Source organism: Lactonifactor sp. BIOML-A5, assembly GCF_009677585.1.
In the GTDB taxonomy this organism is placed as follows: Bacteria; Bacillota; Clostridia; order Lachnospirales; family Lachnospiraceae; genus Lactonifactor.
The window spans coordinates 109,464-126,762 of sequence record NZ_WKYV01000008.1 but is presented as its reverse complement, the minus strand read 5'-3'; the positions used below and the strand labels follow the sequence as shown (position 1 = coordinate 126,762).

Here is a 17,299-nt window from a genome sequence, read left to right as displayed (position 1 = left end):
CAGGGATGAAAGCAGTTATGCTGGTAAAGGCATTTAATGAGAGTACCAAAGAACTGGGAGAGGTAGCCTGTATGGAGGTGCCGAAGCCGGAGATTGTAAATGATGACGAGGTTCTGATCAAAGTAGCGTATGCCTCTGTGTGCGGTTCCGATCCCCATCTGCTGGAGGGATATTTTGAGCTTCCCATTCCCTCGCCCTGCGGACACGAGCTTTCCGGAACCATCGAGGCCCTGGGACCAAAGGCAAACCGCAAAGGGCTGAAGGTGGGGGATAAAGTAACCGGCAATTTTTACCGGACCTGCGGTTCCTGTGACTACTGCCTTGGAGGGGAATCTCAGTTCTGCGAACATGCGGAAGGCCTGGGGGCCGCCCAGGCGGAGTACATTGTATGGCATGAGGATCAGGTATATAAGCTGCCGGAAGGGGTAAGTCTTTTGGACGCAGCACTGACAGAACCCTTTAATATTGCGGTGCGGGCAGTGGAGCTGGCGGACTTCCGGCTGGGGGCCCATGTGGCTGTCTCCGGCGGGGGCGGCATCGGCCTTATGATGACCCAGCTTCTGAAACGGAGCGGTGCAGGGCGGGTGACCGTGCTGGAGCCTATGGAGGGAAAGCGAAAGAGAGCGTTGGAGATGGGCGCCGATTACGTGCTCAATCCTCTGGATCCGGATATTGAAGAGCAGGTGCAAAAAATTACGGGCAAAAAAGGCTTTGATGCAGTGATTGAGTCCTCCGGGAACGGACCCGCGGCCAGAAAAACCCTGGATTTTGCCGCCAGGGGCGCACATCTGGTATTCATGTCCATGTACCGGCGGGACTATGAAATGTCTATGAATCTCCTGGAGTATACCTACCGGAAGGAACTGAGAATCCAGGGAATGTATCTGGCCCAGGAATCCTTCCCCAGGGCTGTTAATATGCTTCCCCAGATGAATTTTAAGCCCGTGGTGGAAAAGATATATGCATTGGATGAGTGTAAGCAGGCTTATGCGGATCAGAAATCAGGGAAATATGCAAAGCTGGTTTTTGACTGTACCAAGTGAGAAAGGAGCTTTTATGATAGAGTCTTTGGAACATGCATTTTCCCTGAAGGAGAAAGTTGTCCTGATAACCGGGGGGAATAAGGGAATTGGAAAAGGAATCTCCCTGGCCATGGCGCAGAGCGGAGCCAGCGTTGCGATTATGTGCAGAAACCTGGCAAGCGCAGCAGAGACCATAGAAGAGTTAGAGCAATTCGGCGGTGTCCACCGGGCCTATGAAGGGGATGTGACAAAACAGGAGGATGCTAAAAGAGTGGTTGCCAAAGTGGTTGAGGACTACGGAAGAATTGATGTGCTGGTAAACAATGCCGGGATTGCCACTCCCTTTGATCCCATGGAAGACACAGATGATCTGAGCGGGTGGTACCGGGTATTGGACGTAGACTTAAACGGAACATTTCTCATGTGCCATTATGCAGGGCTGAAGATGAAGGAACAGAACGGAGGGCGGATCATTAATATCACCTCCAATTCTTCCAGGATTGTGAATATCCCCCAGAAAAGCTGTTCCTACAACGCGGCCAAAGCGGCCGGGGACAGGCTGACCAAGTGCCTGGCCTATGAATGGGCGCAGTATGGAATACGGGTAAATGCAATTGCTCCCGGATATACAGAGACCAATCTGGTAACGGGAGTGAAGGATGAGGGAGAGACGAAGGGCTGGACGGATTACTGGCGGTCCTGCACTCCCACCGGGCGTTTTGGCAAACCCATTGAAATCGGGGCTGCGGCTGTCTATCTGGCCAGCGAGGCGGCAGAACAGGTTACGGGAGCAGTCCTTACCATAGACGGAGGATATATGCTGGCGAGATAGGAGGTGCGCTATGAGGAATTCAGAAAACTGGGTAGATATGCGCGGCATCTGCAAGCGGTTCGGCGGAGTTGTGGCTCTGGACAACGTATCTCTCAAGGTGAGAAAGGGTGAGATTCACGCGCTCATGGGAGAAAACGGGGCCGGTAAATCCACAATTATGAAGATTTTGGCTGGCTCCCTGGAAAAGGATGAGGGAGAAATATATATAGGAGGCAAGCTTGCCAATATAAAAAGTCCCAAGGATGGTATGGCCCATGGGATCTCCATTATCTATCAGGAGCTGATGCTGGTAAACGATCTTACAGTGGCAGAGAATATTTTCATCGACAGTCTGAACAAAGACAGTAAGATTATCAATTGGAAGGAGCTTCGGAAAAAGGCTCAGGAATATGTGAACGAGACAGGATTTTCGGATATAAAAGCAACGGATGAGGTAGGTGACTTGACAGTGGCCTATCAGCAGGTGGTGGAAATCTGCAAAGCCCTGTCCAGGAATGCTTCTGTGCTGATACTGGACGAGCCTACTTCTGTACTTTCCAACAATGAGGTCGTGCACCTGTTCCGGCTGCTGCGGAAACTGCGGGAGGAGGGAGTAGCCATCATCTATATCTCCCACCGGCTGGAAGAGGTCATGGAGCTGTGCGACAGAATTACAATTATGAGGGACGGTACCTACATTGACACGGTGGAGACTACTTCCATTACAAAACAGGAGCTGGCTAATAAAATGGTAGGCAGAGAGCTTCAGGACTACTATCCTAAGCGGGAGGTCCGGATAGGGCCGGTAAACTTCAAAGTGGAAAACATCAGTGTCAGGGGAAAGGTTAAAAATGTTTCTTTTGAGGTCCGCCAGGGGGAGGTCCTGGGGATCAATGGTCTTGTAGGGGCCGGGAGGACAGAGACCATCCGCGCTGTCTTCGGAGAGGATAAAAGAGATTCCGGCAAAATCTATCTGAATGGCAAAGAAGTAACCATTCGAAGTCCCAGAGATGCCATACACAACGGGATAGGACTGCTGCCTGAAGACAGAAAAACCCAGGGAGTTCTGCTGGATCTTCCGATCCGAAATAACATTACTCTGGGATGCCTGAAGCTTTTTAAGACAGCTTTCGGTAAAATTTCAGGTAAGAAGGAGACAGCGTATATCAACGATATGGTAGAGCAGCTGTCTATCAAGGTGGGAAGTATAGAAAATGATGTGTCCAGCCTGTCCGGCGGAAATCAGCAGAAGGTGGCAATTGCCAAGCTATTGGCCTCAGACTGTAAAGTACTGCTGCTGGACGAGCCTACCAGGGGTGTGGATGTAGGTGCAAAAAGAGAAATCTATAAAATTATCAATGATTTTGCGGCCAGGAACTATTCCATTGTGATGATATCTTCCGAGATGCAGGAAATTATGGGAATGTGTGACCGGGTGATTATCATGAGAGGCGGCGAGGTCACCGGGGAATTGGATAAGAAAGACTTTTCGGAAAGTAACCTAATCTCTTACTCTATGGGAGTCTAGGCTTCTACAGGATTATAAAAGCGGAGGATGCGAATATGAGCGAGGCAAAAGTAGCCAATAAATTCAACTTTAAGAAGTTTTTTAAGGAAAACAATGCGATTATCATCTTTGTTTTACTGATTATAATTGCCAGCTGCCTGTCACCCAATTTTCTTTCCCAGAGAAACGTTGTGAATGTACTGAGGCAGCAGGTGCCGTATGCCCTGGTGGGGATCGGGTGCATGCTTGTCATTATGACCGGGGGCATTGACCTGTCCTGCGGTGCAATTCTGGGGGTGGGAAGTGTGGTAATCGCCCTGCTTCTCACAAAGGAAAGCATAACATCAGTTCCCGCCCTTCTTGGGTGTGTTGTGATCACTGCCCTGGTGGGCGGAGTCATTGGCCTGCTGAACGGTGTGCTGGTGGCGTATTTTAAGATGGCGGCATTTATTGCCACCCTGGCGGTTATGACGATGGCCCAGGGTCTGGCTTACATTCTCACAAACGGACAGCCCATCCGTCTGCCGTCCACTCCTGCCACAGATGCACTTATTGCATTTGCGGAGATTAAAGATCCCCTTCTGGGAGTTCCGGTTGCTGTATACGTAACGCTGGTTGTAATTCTGCTTTTTGTGTTTTTAATAAAATGGACTTCCTACGGGCGTCTTACCATAGCGTCCGGCAGCAATGAGACCGCAGTGCGCCTGTCCGGTATCAATGTAAATCTTTACAAGGCAGCGGCATATACCATCTGCGGTGCGCTCAGTGCACTTGCCGGTATCTTTGTTACCTGCCGTGCTGCCATCGGAACTCCTGCTACCGTATCCGGGGGATACGAGCTGGATGCAATTGCTGCCGTGGTTATCGGCGGTGCGAATCTGGAAGGGGGAAAGGCATCGGTTGTAAATACCATCATCGGTGTGCTGATCATGGCGTTAATAGGAAATATCATGAATCTGCTGAGTATTGCTGCTTATCCTCAGAAGGTTGCAAAGGGTGTGATCATCATTGCGGCTGTTCTCCTGAAAAGTATAGGAAACAAAAAGCAGTAACAAAAGGAGTGAAATGAATTCACTAATAAAAAAGCGTAAATGAAAGGAGAAGGATTTATGCAGAAAAAGAAAGTAAGAAAACTATTGGCAATGGCACTGACAGTGGGGATGGTAGCAGGTTCCCTGGCAGGCTGCGGGGACACCAAGGCAAACTCTGATGAGGTGAAGGAAGAACCGGCAGCGGAAACGAAGGAGCCGGAAGCGGAGGAATCCGATGCCACGGACGCCAGTGACACCAAGACCCAGGACACTGCCGATACAGGCGACTTACATGAGATCTACAAGCTTACAGAGAGAAATGCGCTGAGCGGACTGGTATCTCCTGCCATGAAGGACAGAAAGGATATTGACAAGGCACTGCCTGCAGAGCAAAAAGGAAATCTTACCATTGGCTTATCTATGGGACAGATGGGAAGTTCTTTCTTTACAGAGATGATCGACAGTGCAACAAAAGCGGCTGAGGATTATGGGTATGAGTTGGTTATGCTGTGTGCGGACGGCAATATTTCCAAGCAGAGCGCAGATGTGGAATCCATGATTACAGCGGGATATGATGCGATTATCCTGAATCCCATGGACGTGACAGCAGCGGCAGCAGATGTAAAAAGAGCGGTGGAAGCAGGAATTCCAGTAATCGGCGCCGGTGTTGACTTTGCAGAGGACGTGCCGGTGGTTACTTCTATCCTTGCCAACAACTACTTCGGGGGCTGGGAATCCGGACTTTATATGGGGGATTTCTTCAAAGATCAGCATATTAAGGCAGCCGCAATTTTGGGTATGATGGGACACACCATTGATGAGAGCCGTATCAACGGCATGATCGCAGGAATACTGTACAAACGTGCGGAACAGCAGGGCAATCCCTACTCCTGCCAGGAAGATGCATACCTGGAGGCAAATGAACTGTTCAGTGAACTGAGAGACAAAGGTAAATTCAGCAGCGACAAATGGGACTTTGAAATTGTTGCCCAGGGCCAGGGAGACTGGACCAATGAAGGCGGACTTGCAGCAGCAGAAGATATCATCGCCGGAAATTCTGACATTAATTTAATTATGGCGGCCTGTGACCCCATGGGCGCCGGGGCAATCAAGGCAATCAAAAATGCGGGTCTTACTCCCGGTAAGGACATCTATGTAGCCTGCGCCGCAGACGGAGGAAAGGAAATGTTCCCGTACCTGGAGAGCGGAGAAATGCTGGTAACCGGATATAACAGCCCGAACTTAAACGGTTCCGCCGCAGTGGATCTGATTCATATGATGTTTGAGGAAGGATACGATGCAAGTAATCTTCCTGCCGCATCGGATCTTCCGAATGGGGCTATCACAAAGGAAAACTGGAAAGAGTATGAGGATCCGGATCTGCAGTACTGCAAGGTACTTCCTTTTGAGTGGAAAACCATTGATCAGATCAGAGAAGAGGTACAGAGCAAATAGTGTGCTGAAATATAGGGAATGAATTCTTGGGCAGGAGGTAGCGTATCTCCTGCCTAAAGACAAAAGGGACTTCGGGTGAAGTGTATGGAAAAAATGAAATCAGTATATTTTGCAGCAAAGGATAAGATTGAAGTCCGGGAAGTGGATATTCCAGAGGTACGTCCCGGAATGGTTAAGATAAAGACAGCCTATGCCGCTCTTTGTGCCACAGATGTGCATATGGTGACCATGGGAGTTCTGGGGGCTCAGCCGGGGATTCCTCTGGGGCATGAGGCGTCGGGCGTGATCACCGAACTGGGAGAAGGAACCGGGGATTACGGTTACCGGATCGGGGACAAGGTGGTGGTGGCCCCGGTGGCAGTGTGCGGAAAGTGCCCTATGTGCAAAAAGGGGCTGCCCCAGTACTGCCTTCAGGCAGCGCCGGTAGCGGCATTCAGTGAATATATTGTCACAGACATCAGCGCAGTATATAAGATACCCGCGGATGCAGATCTGAAGAAATATTCCCTGGTGGAGCCTTCCGTGTGCACCATACGCGCCATGGACCTGGCAGGTATCAAACACGGACAGACCGTGGCGGTGTCGGGGATCGGCGGCATAGGTTCCATACTGCTGAATATGGTGCTTCTCGCAGGGGGCGCCAGGATAACAGCCATTGATCCCGTGCCTGAGAAGCGTCAGCTGGCGCTGGACATGGGCGCGGAGTATGCGCTGGATCCCTTTCATGATGATTTGGAGAAGAGAAGCATGGAGATTACTGAGGGAAATGGGTTTGACCACGTATTTGAAGTGTCGGGCTCGCCAAAGGCGGCCAATGTATGCCTTGACCTTGTGGCTCACTGCGGCAAAGTAACATATTTTGCAGTGTTTCCCCCTGCGTATGAGATGCCTCTGAATCTCTATAAACTGTATATGAAGGAGGCCAGTATTCAGACAGTATTTACCAGCCATTATCTGTTCCCACGGGCAATTAACCTCATTCCCAGGGTACAGACGGAGAAAATTATCGGAAAGGTAATTCCTCTGGCACAGGCGCTGGATGCGTTTGCATTATTTCAGGAGTCCAGATATCCTAAGATTTTACTAGAATGTTAAACAGGCAGAATTCCAGAAGGGAGGAATATATATGGCCGACAGACAAGTTGTAATGAGTTTAAAAGAAAAAGCGTATCAGATGCGGGTGAACCTGCTCACTCTGTGCGGAACCTTTGAGGGCAGCGTCCACATAGGCGGAGATTTATCTATGACAGATATCATGATTGCCCTATACCACTATGGGCTGCATGTGGATCCAAAGGATATTAAGATGCCGGGACGGGACCGCTTTATTCTCAGTAAGGGACACGGTGCGGTAGGAATGTATATCGCTATGGCGCTGAAAGGATTTTTTGATTTTGATGAGATTCTGAAGACCTACGGCCAGCTGAACAGCGCATACGGAATGCATCCCTGCAAGGTCAATCTGCCAGGGGTGGAAACCTCTTCCGGGTCACTGGGGCACGGACTGCCCATTGGATGCGGCATGGCCTTTTCCGCAAAGGTAAACCAGGAAAAGCACAGAGTCTTTGTTCTCCTGGGCGACGGGGAATCCCAGGAGGGAACCACCTGGGAAGCGGCGCTGAACGCCCATCAGTATAAACTGGGAAACCTGGTTGCATTTGTAGACCGGAACTGTCTTCAGCTGGATGATTTCACAGAGGATATGATGAGGATGGAACCCTATGGGGACAAGTGGAAGGCATTTGGCTGGAATGTAGTGGAGGTCGACGGACACAATATGGCCCAGCTGGTGGATGCCATGGATCAGCTGCCTTCTCCCGAGTCGGATACCCCCACAGTTGTTATCTGCCGTACGGTAAAAGGAAAAGGCGTTTCCTTTATGGAAAATAATCCTGACTGGCATGCGGGTTCTGTCAGCGAGGAGGATATGAATAAGGCGCTTGCAGAGATTCGGGCAGCCTGGGATAAAGAAAGGGGTGAGTAATATGGGTGTAACGTTTAATTTTGGCCAATTCGCGGCATCCAGAACGATCTGCGGAGATACTCTTCAGGAAATGGGTGAGAGAAATCAGAAAATCTATGTGCTGACAGCGGATTTGATGCGTACCTGCAGTGTAAAAGGATGCAGAAAGGCATTCCCGGAGAGATTTATCAATGCAGGAATTGCAGAGCAGACGATGCTTGGCATGGCAGCGGGACTTGCCCTTGAGGGAAATATTCCCTATGCCACTACTATGTCCACCTTTGCTTCCATGCGCGCCTGTGAACAGCTCCGGACAGATATCTGTTACCAGAATCTTCCGGTGCGCATCATAGCGACAAACGGGGGGCTTACCTCCACCGGGGGCTCTACCCATAATGCCATGGAAGATCTGGGAATTGTACGCTCTATGGCAAATATGACTCTTATCGTTCCGGGGGATCCGGGAATTGTGAGGGATGTGCTGCTTTCTACCGAGAATCATCCCGGCCCGGTGTATATACGTCTGGCCAGAGGAAAAGGCGAGCCTGTGGTATACCAGCCCGGAGAAGTAACCTATCAGGTGGGGAAAGCTATCGAGACAAGGCCCGGAAAGGACGCGGTTATCATAGCCTGCGGGGTTATGGTAGCTCAGGCTGTTGATGCGGCGAATTCACTGGAAAAAGAAGGGATTTCTGTAAGGGTGCTGGATATGCATACCCTGAAACCCATTGATGAGGAAGCCATTGTGAAAGCGGCGCGGGACACCGGTGCGATCCTGACACTGGAAGACCATTACACCATTGGCGGCCTGGGAAGCGCTGTGGCAGAGGTAATTGCAGATAAGAACCTGGACTGCAGGTTTACCCGTATGGGTATCCCCCAGGTATTCCCGGGATTCGGCGATGGACCGGAGCTTTATGACAAATACGGATTCGGCCTGGAGGGAACCATCGCGGCATTGCGTGACATGATAAAATAGGGGGAAAGAGAATGAGAGAATTTGACCTGTTTGTAAATGGAGAGTGGATCTGTCCTGAAAGAGAAGCATGGATTGACAACGTTAATCCTGCAACGGGAGAAGTCTTCTGCCGGGTGAGCGCAGCGGGAGAAAAAGAGGTAGAAGAGGCCCTTCGGGGCGCCTATGAAGCCCGGAAAAGCTGGGGACGCTCCCTGGCCAAGGAAAGAGAAGCCATTCTCTTAAAAGCCGCTGACTGCCTGGAGGAAGACGCAGAAAAGTATATACCGTGGCTGATTGACGAGAGCGGATCCTCCCTCACAAAGATTACTGCAGAGATTGCCAGTTGTGCCGGACTTATCCGGACCGCTGCCGGGGAATGCTGCCGTATAGCGGGAGGGGTAATACAGGGGGAATACCCCAATCACCTCTCCTACTACACAAGAAATCCGCTGGGGGTGGTGGTGGGAATCGCCCCGTTTAATTATCCTTTATTTCTGGCAATCAACAAAGTAGCATTCGCCATTGCAATGGGAAATACTTTTATTCTGAAACCGTCGTCCTACACGCCCTTATCCGGTCTTGTGATTGCCAGGTGCTTTGAAAAGGCCGGGCTTCCCAAAGGTGTGCTCAGCGTCCTTCCGGGGTCCGGAAGAGTGGTGGGCGACGCCCTGACCGCCGATAAAAGAGTGCGGATGGTTGCCCTTACAGGTTCCAGCCAGGTGGGGCAGAGGATTGCCGTGCAGGCCGCCTCCTCCCTGAAACGCTACTCTCTGGAACTGGGAGGGAAGAACCCTATGTTGATATTAAAGGATTTCGATGTGGATAAAGCGGCGGATATTGCTGTCTTCGGTGGATATTTCCATCAGGGGCAGATCTGTATGGCCACCAGCAGAATCATTGCCGAGGAACCTGTCTATGAGAAGTTCTGTGAAGTGATGGCGGGGAAAACGGGCAAGATCATCATGGGAGATCCCCACGATCCGGACACAATCGTTGGTCCCCTGATTCACGAAAAACAGTGCCGGGTTTTAGACCGTCTGATAGAAGATGCGGTGAGCAAAGGGGCAAAGCTTCTTGCCGGGGGAAAGCACAGGGGCGCTTTTTACGAACCAACACTTTTAAAGGATGTCACCCAAGAGATGGATATTTTCTATGAAGAATGTTTCGGACCGGTGGTATGTGTAATCTGCGCAGAAGATGCCCGGCATGGGGTGGAGCTGTGCAATGATAATGAGTATGGCCTGTCCAGTTCTATTCTGACTAATGATATCACGCTGGCCATCTCCCTTTCTGAGGAGATAGAGGCGGGGATGGTGCATATTAATGAATCTACAGTTGTGGGATCCACCCGGGCACCCTTCGGAGGCGTGAAGATGAGCGGCGTAGGGCGGGAGAACAGCTCATTTTCAGCGGAGGAATATACGGAACTGAAATGGGTTACGGTTCAGCATTAAAGAGAGGGGGACAGTGACAGAACAGCAGTGCCGGGGGGCCAGAGGTGACCTGGCACTGCTGTTCTGTCATCTGGTTATTGGAAGGGCGAACTGGTATAATCATTCCATTTCTGCCATAGCTGTGTAGAGTTTACGACAGCATAGGTTGCCAGAGATATATCTTTGTTCTCTAGGGCATTCAGCAGAAGGGTATGATTTTCGATGGTTACTTCCGGTGAACTTTGTACTTGTCCCTTTCCATAATTACTTAGCATATAAGGCGAAAACAAACTCAAAGAAACCGCATATACGTCAGCCAACAGACGGTTTTTGGAGGCTTTTCCTAAAATGTTGTGGAACTGAATATCTAAATCATGTAAGACTACTGGCGATTTCTGCTCCTCATTTGTTATATATTGTGAAAATTGAAAAAGATTATTCTTTAATTCTTTTAAAATATCTTCAGTGACATTTCTTATGGCAAGCTGCATGATGCCTATTTCCAGTTGGATTCTATAATCTACAATTTCTTGAAAATCAATATCCTCTAATACAATTTTATATAATAAAGAATCAAAAGCCTTATTTTGGCGGACGTCGGAGATGTAAGTGCCATCACCCCTGCGTACGTTTAAAAGACTGATGGCTTCGAGACGTTTTACGGCTTCTCTTACCGAACCGCGTCCGACACCTAATTGTTCGCAAAGTTCATTTTCTGTTGGAAGCTTATCCCCTATACGCAATTCCCGGTTAAGGATAAGGTTTCGAATATAATTAATGACAGATTCAGTCGCTGTCTGGGTATGAGATGTATTTTCGGAAGCAGTTTTAAATGTGTCGGTAATATAATTTTGCATGTGTTTTCCTCCTATGGTATGAATGTACCCCAAAGCACAAAAAAATTCAAGTGCAAAAATGGAAATAATGCACAAAATACTAATTGGTATGATGTAACATATGACATATTTTAGGAAATACAACAAAAATCATTGAAAAAGTAAAAGATAAGTGGTAATATCTCATTAAAACATATGATGAATATAAATGATACATCATACAAATAGCACGAATTTCTAAAGGAGGTAACAACGATGAAAGCGATTGTAAAGACAGGACCCGAGCCGGGAATCGAACGGGAGGACATTCCTATTCCCGATCCGGGGGCCGGAGAGGTTTTGATCAAGATTGAAGCGGCGGCAATTTGCGGAACAGATATGCACTATTATCATTGGAATCAGGCCGGACAGGGATTTGCCTCAAAATTTAATGTAAAATGGCCGCTGGTACTTGGACATGAGTGCGGAGGCACCATTGTAAAAGTGGGAGAAGGAGTTGTGGACCGTAAAGTGGGAGACAGAGTTGCTGTGGAAACTCATATTCCCTGCGGGAAGTGCTTTAACTGTCAGAATGGTATGGCACACAACTGCTCCGACATGGCGATATACGGAACCAGTACAAATGGCTGTTTTGCAGAATACGCACTGGCTCCCTCAAAAGTAACCTTTGTTATTCCGGAAGAGATGAGCTTTGAGGAAGCAGCCCTTTTAGAACCAGCCGGCGTTGCTATGCGTGCGGTAGAGGAGGCCTGTGTACAGCCTGGAGATACCGTAGTGGTAAATGGCTGCGGGCCTATAGGTCTGCTGGCGGTACTGATTTTGAAAGCTGGAAATGCGGCAAGAGTGATTGCTGCGGATTTGGATGATTATCGCCTGAATCTGGCTGAAAAATTGGGTGCTATTACAGTCAATCCCATAAAAGAAAATGCTGTTGAAAGGATAAAATTGCTGACCAGGGAACGCGGAGGTGCTGATATTGTACTGGAGACCAGCGGAGCTGTTCCTGCTTACAAAACCATTTTTGATTTTATCCGGCTGGAAGGACGGCTGATTACTGTGGGACATCCCGGAGGTGAAGTGCCCATTGACGTGGCGGGAAATATTAACACAAAGGGGCTGTCTGTAAAAGGTATTTTTGGACGCAGGATTTGGGAAACATGGTGGAATGTCTCCTCCCTGATAACCGCTAAAAAAATCAATGTGATGGATGTTGTAACACATAAATTTACGCTGGATGAATGTCAGCAGGCATTTGAGCAGTCAGCCAAGGGCTCCGGGAAGATACTTTTTGTAAATAAGTAGTCCGGGGATTGGCTTAAAGAAAATATAAATTTTAAGGAGGTATTTGTTATGCTGAAAGCAAAAGAGATTGCTGATTTACAGGAGAAGGCGCGCCTGGTCCGTAAAGGAATTATAGAGGTTTCCTATGCATGCGGACGTTCTGCGCATCCGGCGCCGGCGTTAAGCTGTGCAGATATGGTGACAGCATTGTATTATGGATTTATGAAGGTTGACCCCAAAAATCCAGAAAGGGAGGATAGGGACCGATTTATTTTATCAAAAGGACATGCCTGCCCTGTTTTGTATTCTGTATTAGCTGAAAAGGGCTATTTTCCAAAAGAGTATTTCCCAACCTTACGTCATCTGGACAGTAAGCTTCAGGGACATCCGGTATACGGAAAAACACCGGGCGTTGATATGACAAGCGGCTCCCTTGGAAATGGGCTGGGCATAGGACTCGGAATGGCATATTATTTGAAAAACGCTGGGAAAAAGAGCAAAGTATTTGTCATGCTGGGCGACGGTGAAATGAATGAGGGGACCCTGTGGGAGGCTATTAATGTGGCTCCTGCTCTAGAAGCAGACAATTTAATTGCAATTGTAGATCAGAATTATTTACAGAGCTGCGGCTCTACACAGGATATATGCCCAATGAATAATATGGCAGAGCGCTGGCGTGCATTTGGATGGAATGTCCTTGAGATTAACGGTCATGATATGGAAGAGATCGTGAGCAGACTGGAAATGGCGGTGAACCATCACGGTACACCAACCGTTATTATTGCCCAGACAGTGAAAGGGAAAGGCGTTTCGTTTATGGAGCATGATAATTCCTGGCATCAGAAGGTCATCAGCGAAGAACAGTATAAAATCGCTATGAAAGAACTGGAGGAGGTATAATATGAGCGTAGTATTTGATAAAGAATCCACACGAGTAGCTTTTGGAAATGCGTTGGTTCGTATGGCGGAGGAAGATGATACTATTATGTATGTTGCAGCAGATACTTTAAAGTCTGTTGGGGGAACGCAAATAAAACAAAAATATCCCAATCGGGCATTAAATATTGGAATTGCTGAGCAGAATATGGCTTTGATGGGGGCTGGCATGGCTGCAAGTGGGGCAAAAGTCTTTGTGGCTACCTATGCTACGTTTGCATCAATGAGAATCTGTGAGCAGATTAGAACCTTTATCTGCTACCCCAATCTTGATGTTAAAATCGTTGCCGGGTTAAGCGGTCTGTCAGGGGGACAGGAAGGTGTCACGCATCAGGGGATAGAAGATGTGGGAGTGCTGCGCTCTATTCCTAACCTGGTAATCGTAGAACCGGCAGACGCAGCCTCCACAGAAGTGATTACAGAAGCAATAACAAAGCATAAAGGACCTGTCTATATGAGGATAGGGCGTAATGCATCTCCCACAGTGTTTGATGATACATACAAATTTGAAATAGGAAAAGCTAACTCCCTTATTGATAAGGGAAACGATGCGGCCATCTTTACTACCGGGGCAGCGGTTAGACGTGCTTTGGATGCGGAGAAAATCCTTGCTGCTGAGGGATATGGAGTAAAAGTGATTGAGATGCCGTGCATTAAGCCGCTGGATGAAGAGGCGGTAATCGCAGCTGCAAAAGCCACCGGATTGGTATTTACTACAGAAGACCATAATATTATCGGCGGACTTGGAAGCGCTGTTTCAGAAGTCCTGTCTGAAAAATATCCTGCCAGGGTTGAGCGGATCGGGATCAGAGACCAGTTCACAGAATCAGCAGATCATGAAGAACTGCTGGATAAATATTGTCTGCTCCCACGCGATATCGCAGATTGTGTTATTGCGGGGATCAAAAATAAATAAACTTTTAGTGCCGCGCTTGTGGATGCAACCTGCCACAAGCGCACCTCCAGAATGAAACTCTAGATAAAAATTATAAGGGAAACATCATACATAGAATTGGTGTTTCGGGGTAAAGTTAGGAAAAATATGTGAAATATAAATAGATGAAGTAGTACTAATGCTTTTATATTGACCATCCTGCTGCTTGGTGTTATCTTAAACATATGATGTATAAAGGAGGAATTATGAAAACAGGAAGACGTTTGTTATCTATCGTTCTTATTGTTACAACCCTCTGTGCTATGCTGACCGGCTGCTCAGGCAGATCCAAGAAGGACAGCGTGACACTGACCGTTGCCCATGTTCTCAATGAGACCCACCCCTACCATTTGGCCTGGACAAAGGTTGCAAAACTGGTAGAGGAGCGTACAGACGGGGCAATGAAGATTGAAGTGTATGCCAATGGGGTTCTTGGAAATGAGCGGGATATTATTGAAGGAATGCAGCTGGGCATTGTGGATATCAGCTGTATGTCTACGGGAGCGCTTGCAAGCTTCTCGCCTTCCTTTATGGCTCTGGATCTTCCGTTCCTTTTCGATAGCCGGGAGAATGCCTATAAGGTGTTAGACAGTGAAATTGGCAAGGAAATGTTAGACGATCTGAGTAAGCATATGATAGTAGGCATTGATTTTTGGGAAAATGGTTTCCGCGACGTCAGCAACAGCAAGAGGGATGTGGTTGTACCGGATGACCTAAAAGGGCTGAAGCTGAGAACTTTGGAAAATGAGCTTCAGATGGGCACCTTTACTACCCTTGGGGCAAATGCCATACCTATGGCCTGGGGGGAGGTTTATACTGCTTTGCAGCAGGGGACTATCGATGGACAGGAGAATCCCCTTGCTACCATCTATCTCAATAAGATTCATGAGGTTACGACCCATATCTCTTTGACCGAACATTTTTATGCTGCGGCTCCGGTTGTTATGAGCAAGAAAACTTATGATAAGCTTAGCCCTGAAAATAAAAAGATCCTGGTGGAGGCTATACAGGAAGTGACGGATTATGAACGTGAGATTAGTGCCCAGAGTGATATAGAGTACTTAGAGGCTCTGAAAAAGGATGGCGTAAAGATAATAGAAGACATTGATAAAGAGCTGTGGCGGGAGGCTTGTCAGCCTGTTTATGATAAATATAAGGAGCAAATCGGGGAGGAACTGCTTCAGCGGATCCAGGAGAAAATGGACTCTTGAGAATAAGCAGAGAAAGCTGTAGAAGACTTTCATCAAGAAAATAATGAAAGAAAAGGTGAGCCTCACAGAGGCTTACCCGTAGAGAAAGGAGTTTGCATATGAAAAGACTGGATTCTTTGCTGGACAAGATTGAAGGAACTCTGTGTACGCTGTTTGCCTGCGTCATGGCGGTTGCCATTCTGTTTCAGGTCATTAACCGCAACACGCTTCAGCTGCCCTTTACCTGGGGGGAAGAATTGGCTCGTTACTGTATGGTGTGGCTGATGTTTATCGGTATTAGTGTGGGTGTGAAAAAGGGCGCACATATCGGTGTGGATGCGCTGGTTAACCTTTTACCGGCTAAAATCAGGAGGATGATTCAAGTTGTTTCCAACTTGCTTGTGACGGTGATTTATCTTTATCTAACTGTGCTGTCAGTTCAGATTACCTTAGGCATTCGGGAGACTCATCAGGTATCCCCTGCTATGCAGGTGCCTATGTATATTGTATATGCAGGTCTGATTGTGGGAATGCTTTTCAGCACCCTGCGTTCTATTCAGGTTACCGTTGACTGTATTTCTCATAAGGAACTGCAGAATCCGGATGCAGATTTTGCAAGTCAGTTTACGGATGAGATTCCAAGAGGAGGTGACGATACATGAGCATAGTTATGTTTGGCGCTCTGATTATTCTGATTGCAATTGGCGTACCCATTGCCTTGTCTCTTACGGGAGCAACGCTGGCAGCATTGTTCACTACAGATGTTTCGTTTCTGGTTGTTGTTCAGAGGTTCTTTACCTCGATGGATTCGTTCTCTCTAATGGCAATTCCATTTTTTATGATGGCGGGACTGCTGATGGAACGGGGCGGTATTTCTAAGCGTTTGATCAATCTGGCTAATTTGCTGCTTGGAAATATGTACGGCGGACTTGCAATTGTTTTGATTATTGTTTCTGCTTTTTTTGGTGCTCTCACAGGCTCGTCGGCGGCAACCGTTGCGGCTATAGGCGGCATCATGATTCCGTCTATGATTAAGCAAGGGTATGATGAACGTTTTACCCTTGCTACCAGTGCAAGCAGTGGCTATCTAGGCTGTATCATCCCCCCTAGTATTCCTATGATTACTTATGGAGTGGCAACAGGAGTATCTATCGGTGCCATGTTTATGGCTGGTATCTTTCCCGGTATACTTCTGGCACTGGGAATGTGCTGCTATGCACTCTATGAGGGGAAAAAACGTAATTATAAAGCACATAACGGACGTGCCTCCCTAAAGGAGATTGGTATAGCTTTCCGGGAAGCTATATGGGCGCTTTTTATGCCGGTTATTATCCTGGGAGGGATCTATGGAGGAATATTCACCCCAACCGAAGCTTCCTGTGTTGCTTTGTTCTATGGTTTAATTGTAGGCGTCTTTGTCTATAAAGAACTGAAGATCCGTGACCTGCCAGGGATGATCAAACAGTCAATGGTAAACGCTGCCATGGTTATGTTCATTATAGCAGGAGCTACAGCCTTCGGATACCTTATGACCCGGGGGGCGATTCCCACGAAGATTGCAACAGCGATTATCAGTCTTACGGATAACCGCATAGTATTCCTGCTCATTGTCAATCTTGTGCTGCTGATTATGGGGACTTTTATGGAGACGAATGCAGCTATTATGATTACCGCGCCGATCTTTCTGCCCATAGTTCAGGCCTTAGGAATTGATTTAGTACATTTTGGTATGATCATGATTGTCAATCTGGCAATCGGTCAGATCACACCGCCTTTAGGTGTCAATCTTTTTGTGGCTGCAGGTATACATGGAGGTTCCATTGAAAAAGTTGTCAATAAGCATTTGGTTTGGTATCTGATAATATCCATTCTGATTTTGTTATTGATTACTTATATTCCGGGAATTTCTATGATGCTTCCACAATTTTTAAAATAGGTTTAC

Annotated in this window: 16 protein-coding genes; 15 read left to right on the top strand and 1 reads right to left on the bottom strand. The window is 47.8% G+C overall.

From position 1 onward, the window contains the following. Positions 1–5 precede the first annotated feature (5 nt). The 9 genes from GKG41_RS08960 to GKG41_RS08920 all read left to right on the top strand — a co-directional run bounded on the left by GKG41_RS08960 (position 6) and on the right by GKG41_RS08920 (position 10,201). Positions 6–1,043: an alcohol dehydrogenase catalytic domain-containing protein gene (locus GKG41_RS08960; RefSeq protein ID WP_154258174.1), complete on the top strand. Its 1,038-nt coding sequence runs from the start codon at positions 6–8 to the stop codon at positions 1,041–1,043. Positions 1,044–1,056: 13 nt separating this feature from the next. After that, positions 1,057–1,854, top strand: a complete 798-nt coding sequence (locus GKG41_RS08955) for an SDR family oxidoreductase (RefSeq protein ID WP_173015572.1) — start codon at positions 1,057–1,059, stop codon at positions 1,852–1,854. 10 nt (positions 1,855–1,864) lie between these two features. After that, positions 1,865–3,361 (top strand): sugar ABC transporter ATP-binding protein, encoded by a 1,497-nt coding sequence (locus GKG41_RS08950; protein WP_154258172.1) that lies wholly within the window; start codon positions 1,865–1,867, stop codon positions 3,359–3,361. Between the two features lie 35 nt (positions 3,362–3,396). Next, on the top strand, positions 3,397–4,392 hold the full coding sequence (locus GKG41_RS08945; protein WP_154258171.1) for an ABC transporter permease: 996 nt from the start codon (positions 3,397–3,399) through the stop codon (positions 4,390–4,392). A 57-nt stretch (positions 4,393–4,449) separates the two neighbouring features. Beyond that, positions 4,450–5,826, top strand: a complete 1,377-nt coding sequence (locus GKG41_RS08940) for a substrate-binding domain-containing protein (protein WP_173015573.1) — start codon at positions 4,450–4,452, stop codon at positions 5,824–5,826. 84 nt (positions 5,827–5,910) lie between these two features. Further along, positions 5,911–6,921: a zinc-binding dehydrogenase gene (locus tag GKG41_RS08935; protein WP_154258169.1), complete on the top strand. Its 1,011-nt coding sequence runs from the start codon at positions 5,911–5,913 to the stop codon at positions 6,919–6,921. A 31-nt stretch (positions 6,922–6,952) separates the two neighbouring features. Continuing rightward, positions 6,953–7,810, top strand: a complete 858-nt coding sequence (locus GKG41_RS08930) for a transketolase (RefSeq protein ID WP_243141005.1) — start codon at positions 6,953–6,955, stop codon at positions 7,808–7,810. Position 7,811: 1 nt separating this feature from the next. Next, positions 7,812–8,768 (top strand): transketolase C-terminal domain-containing protein, encoded by a 957-nt coding sequence (locus tag GKG41_RS08925; protein WP_154258168.1) that lies wholly within the window; start codon positions 7,812–7,814, stop codon positions 8,766–8,768. 11 nt (positions 8,769–8,779) lie between these two features. Further along, a complete protein-coding gene (locus GKG41_RS08920) occupies positions 8,780–10,201 on the top strand; it encodes an aldehyde dehydrogenase family protein (protein WP_154258167.1) in 1,422 nt (473 codons plus the stop codon). Positions 10,202–10,275: 74 nt separating this feature from the next. Here GKG41_RS08920 and GKG41_RS08915 read toward each other — a convergent pair whose 3' ends face one another. Further along, on the bottom strand, positions 10,276–11,037 hold the full coding sequence (locus GKG41_RS08915) for a GntR family transcriptional regulator (RefSeq protein ID WP_154258166.1): 762 nt from the start codon (positions 11,035–11,037) through the stop codon (positions 10,276–10,278). 234 nt (positions 11,038–11,271) lie between these two features. Between GKG41_RS08915 and GKG41_RS08910 the strand changes: the two genes are divergently transcribed. From GKG41_RS08910 to GKG41_RS08885, 6 genes are all read left to right on the top strand, one after another. After that, on the top strand, positions 11,272–12,318 hold the full coding sequence (locus GKG41_RS08910; RefSeq protein ID WP_154258165.1) for an alcohol dehydrogenase catalytic domain-containing protein: 1,047 nt from the start codon (positions 11,272–11,274) through the stop codon (positions 12,316–12,318). Between the two features lie 48 nt (positions 12,319–12,366). Continuing rightward, positions 12,367–13,197, top strand: a complete 831-nt coding sequence (locus GKG41_RS08905) for a transketolase (protein ID WP_154258164.1) — start codon at positions 12,367–12,369, stop codon at positions 13,195–13,197. 1 nt (position 13,198) lies between these two features. Further along, entirely contained in the window at positions 13,199–14,149 is a 951-nt protein-coding gene (locus GKG41_RS08900; protein ID WP_154258163.1) for a transketolase C-terminal domain-containing protein, read from the top strand. A 224-nt stretch (positions 14,150–14,373) separates the two neighbouring features. Beyond that, positions 14,374–15,378, top strand: a complete 1,005-nt coding sequence (locus tag GKG41_RS08895; protein ID WP_173015574.1) for a TRAP transporter substrate-binding protein — start codon at positions 14,374–14,376, stop codon at positions 15,376–15,378. Between the two features lie 98 nt (positions 15,379–15,476). Next, complete coding sequence (locus tag GKG41_RS08890; RefSeq protein WP_154258161.1) at positions 15,477–16,019, top strand: TRAP transporter small permease; 543 nt, start codon at positions 15,477–15,479, stop codon at positions 16,017–16,019. Continuing rightward, complete coding sequence (locus GKG41_RS08885) at positions 16,016–17,293, top strand: TRAP transporter large permease (RefSeq protein ID WP_154258160.1); 1,278 nt, start codon at positions 16,016–16,018, stop codon at positions 17,291–17,293. The genes GKG41_RS08890 and GKG41_RS08885 overlap by 4 nt, the downstream gene beginning before the upstream one ends. Positions 17,294–17,299 lie beyond the last annotated feature (6 nt).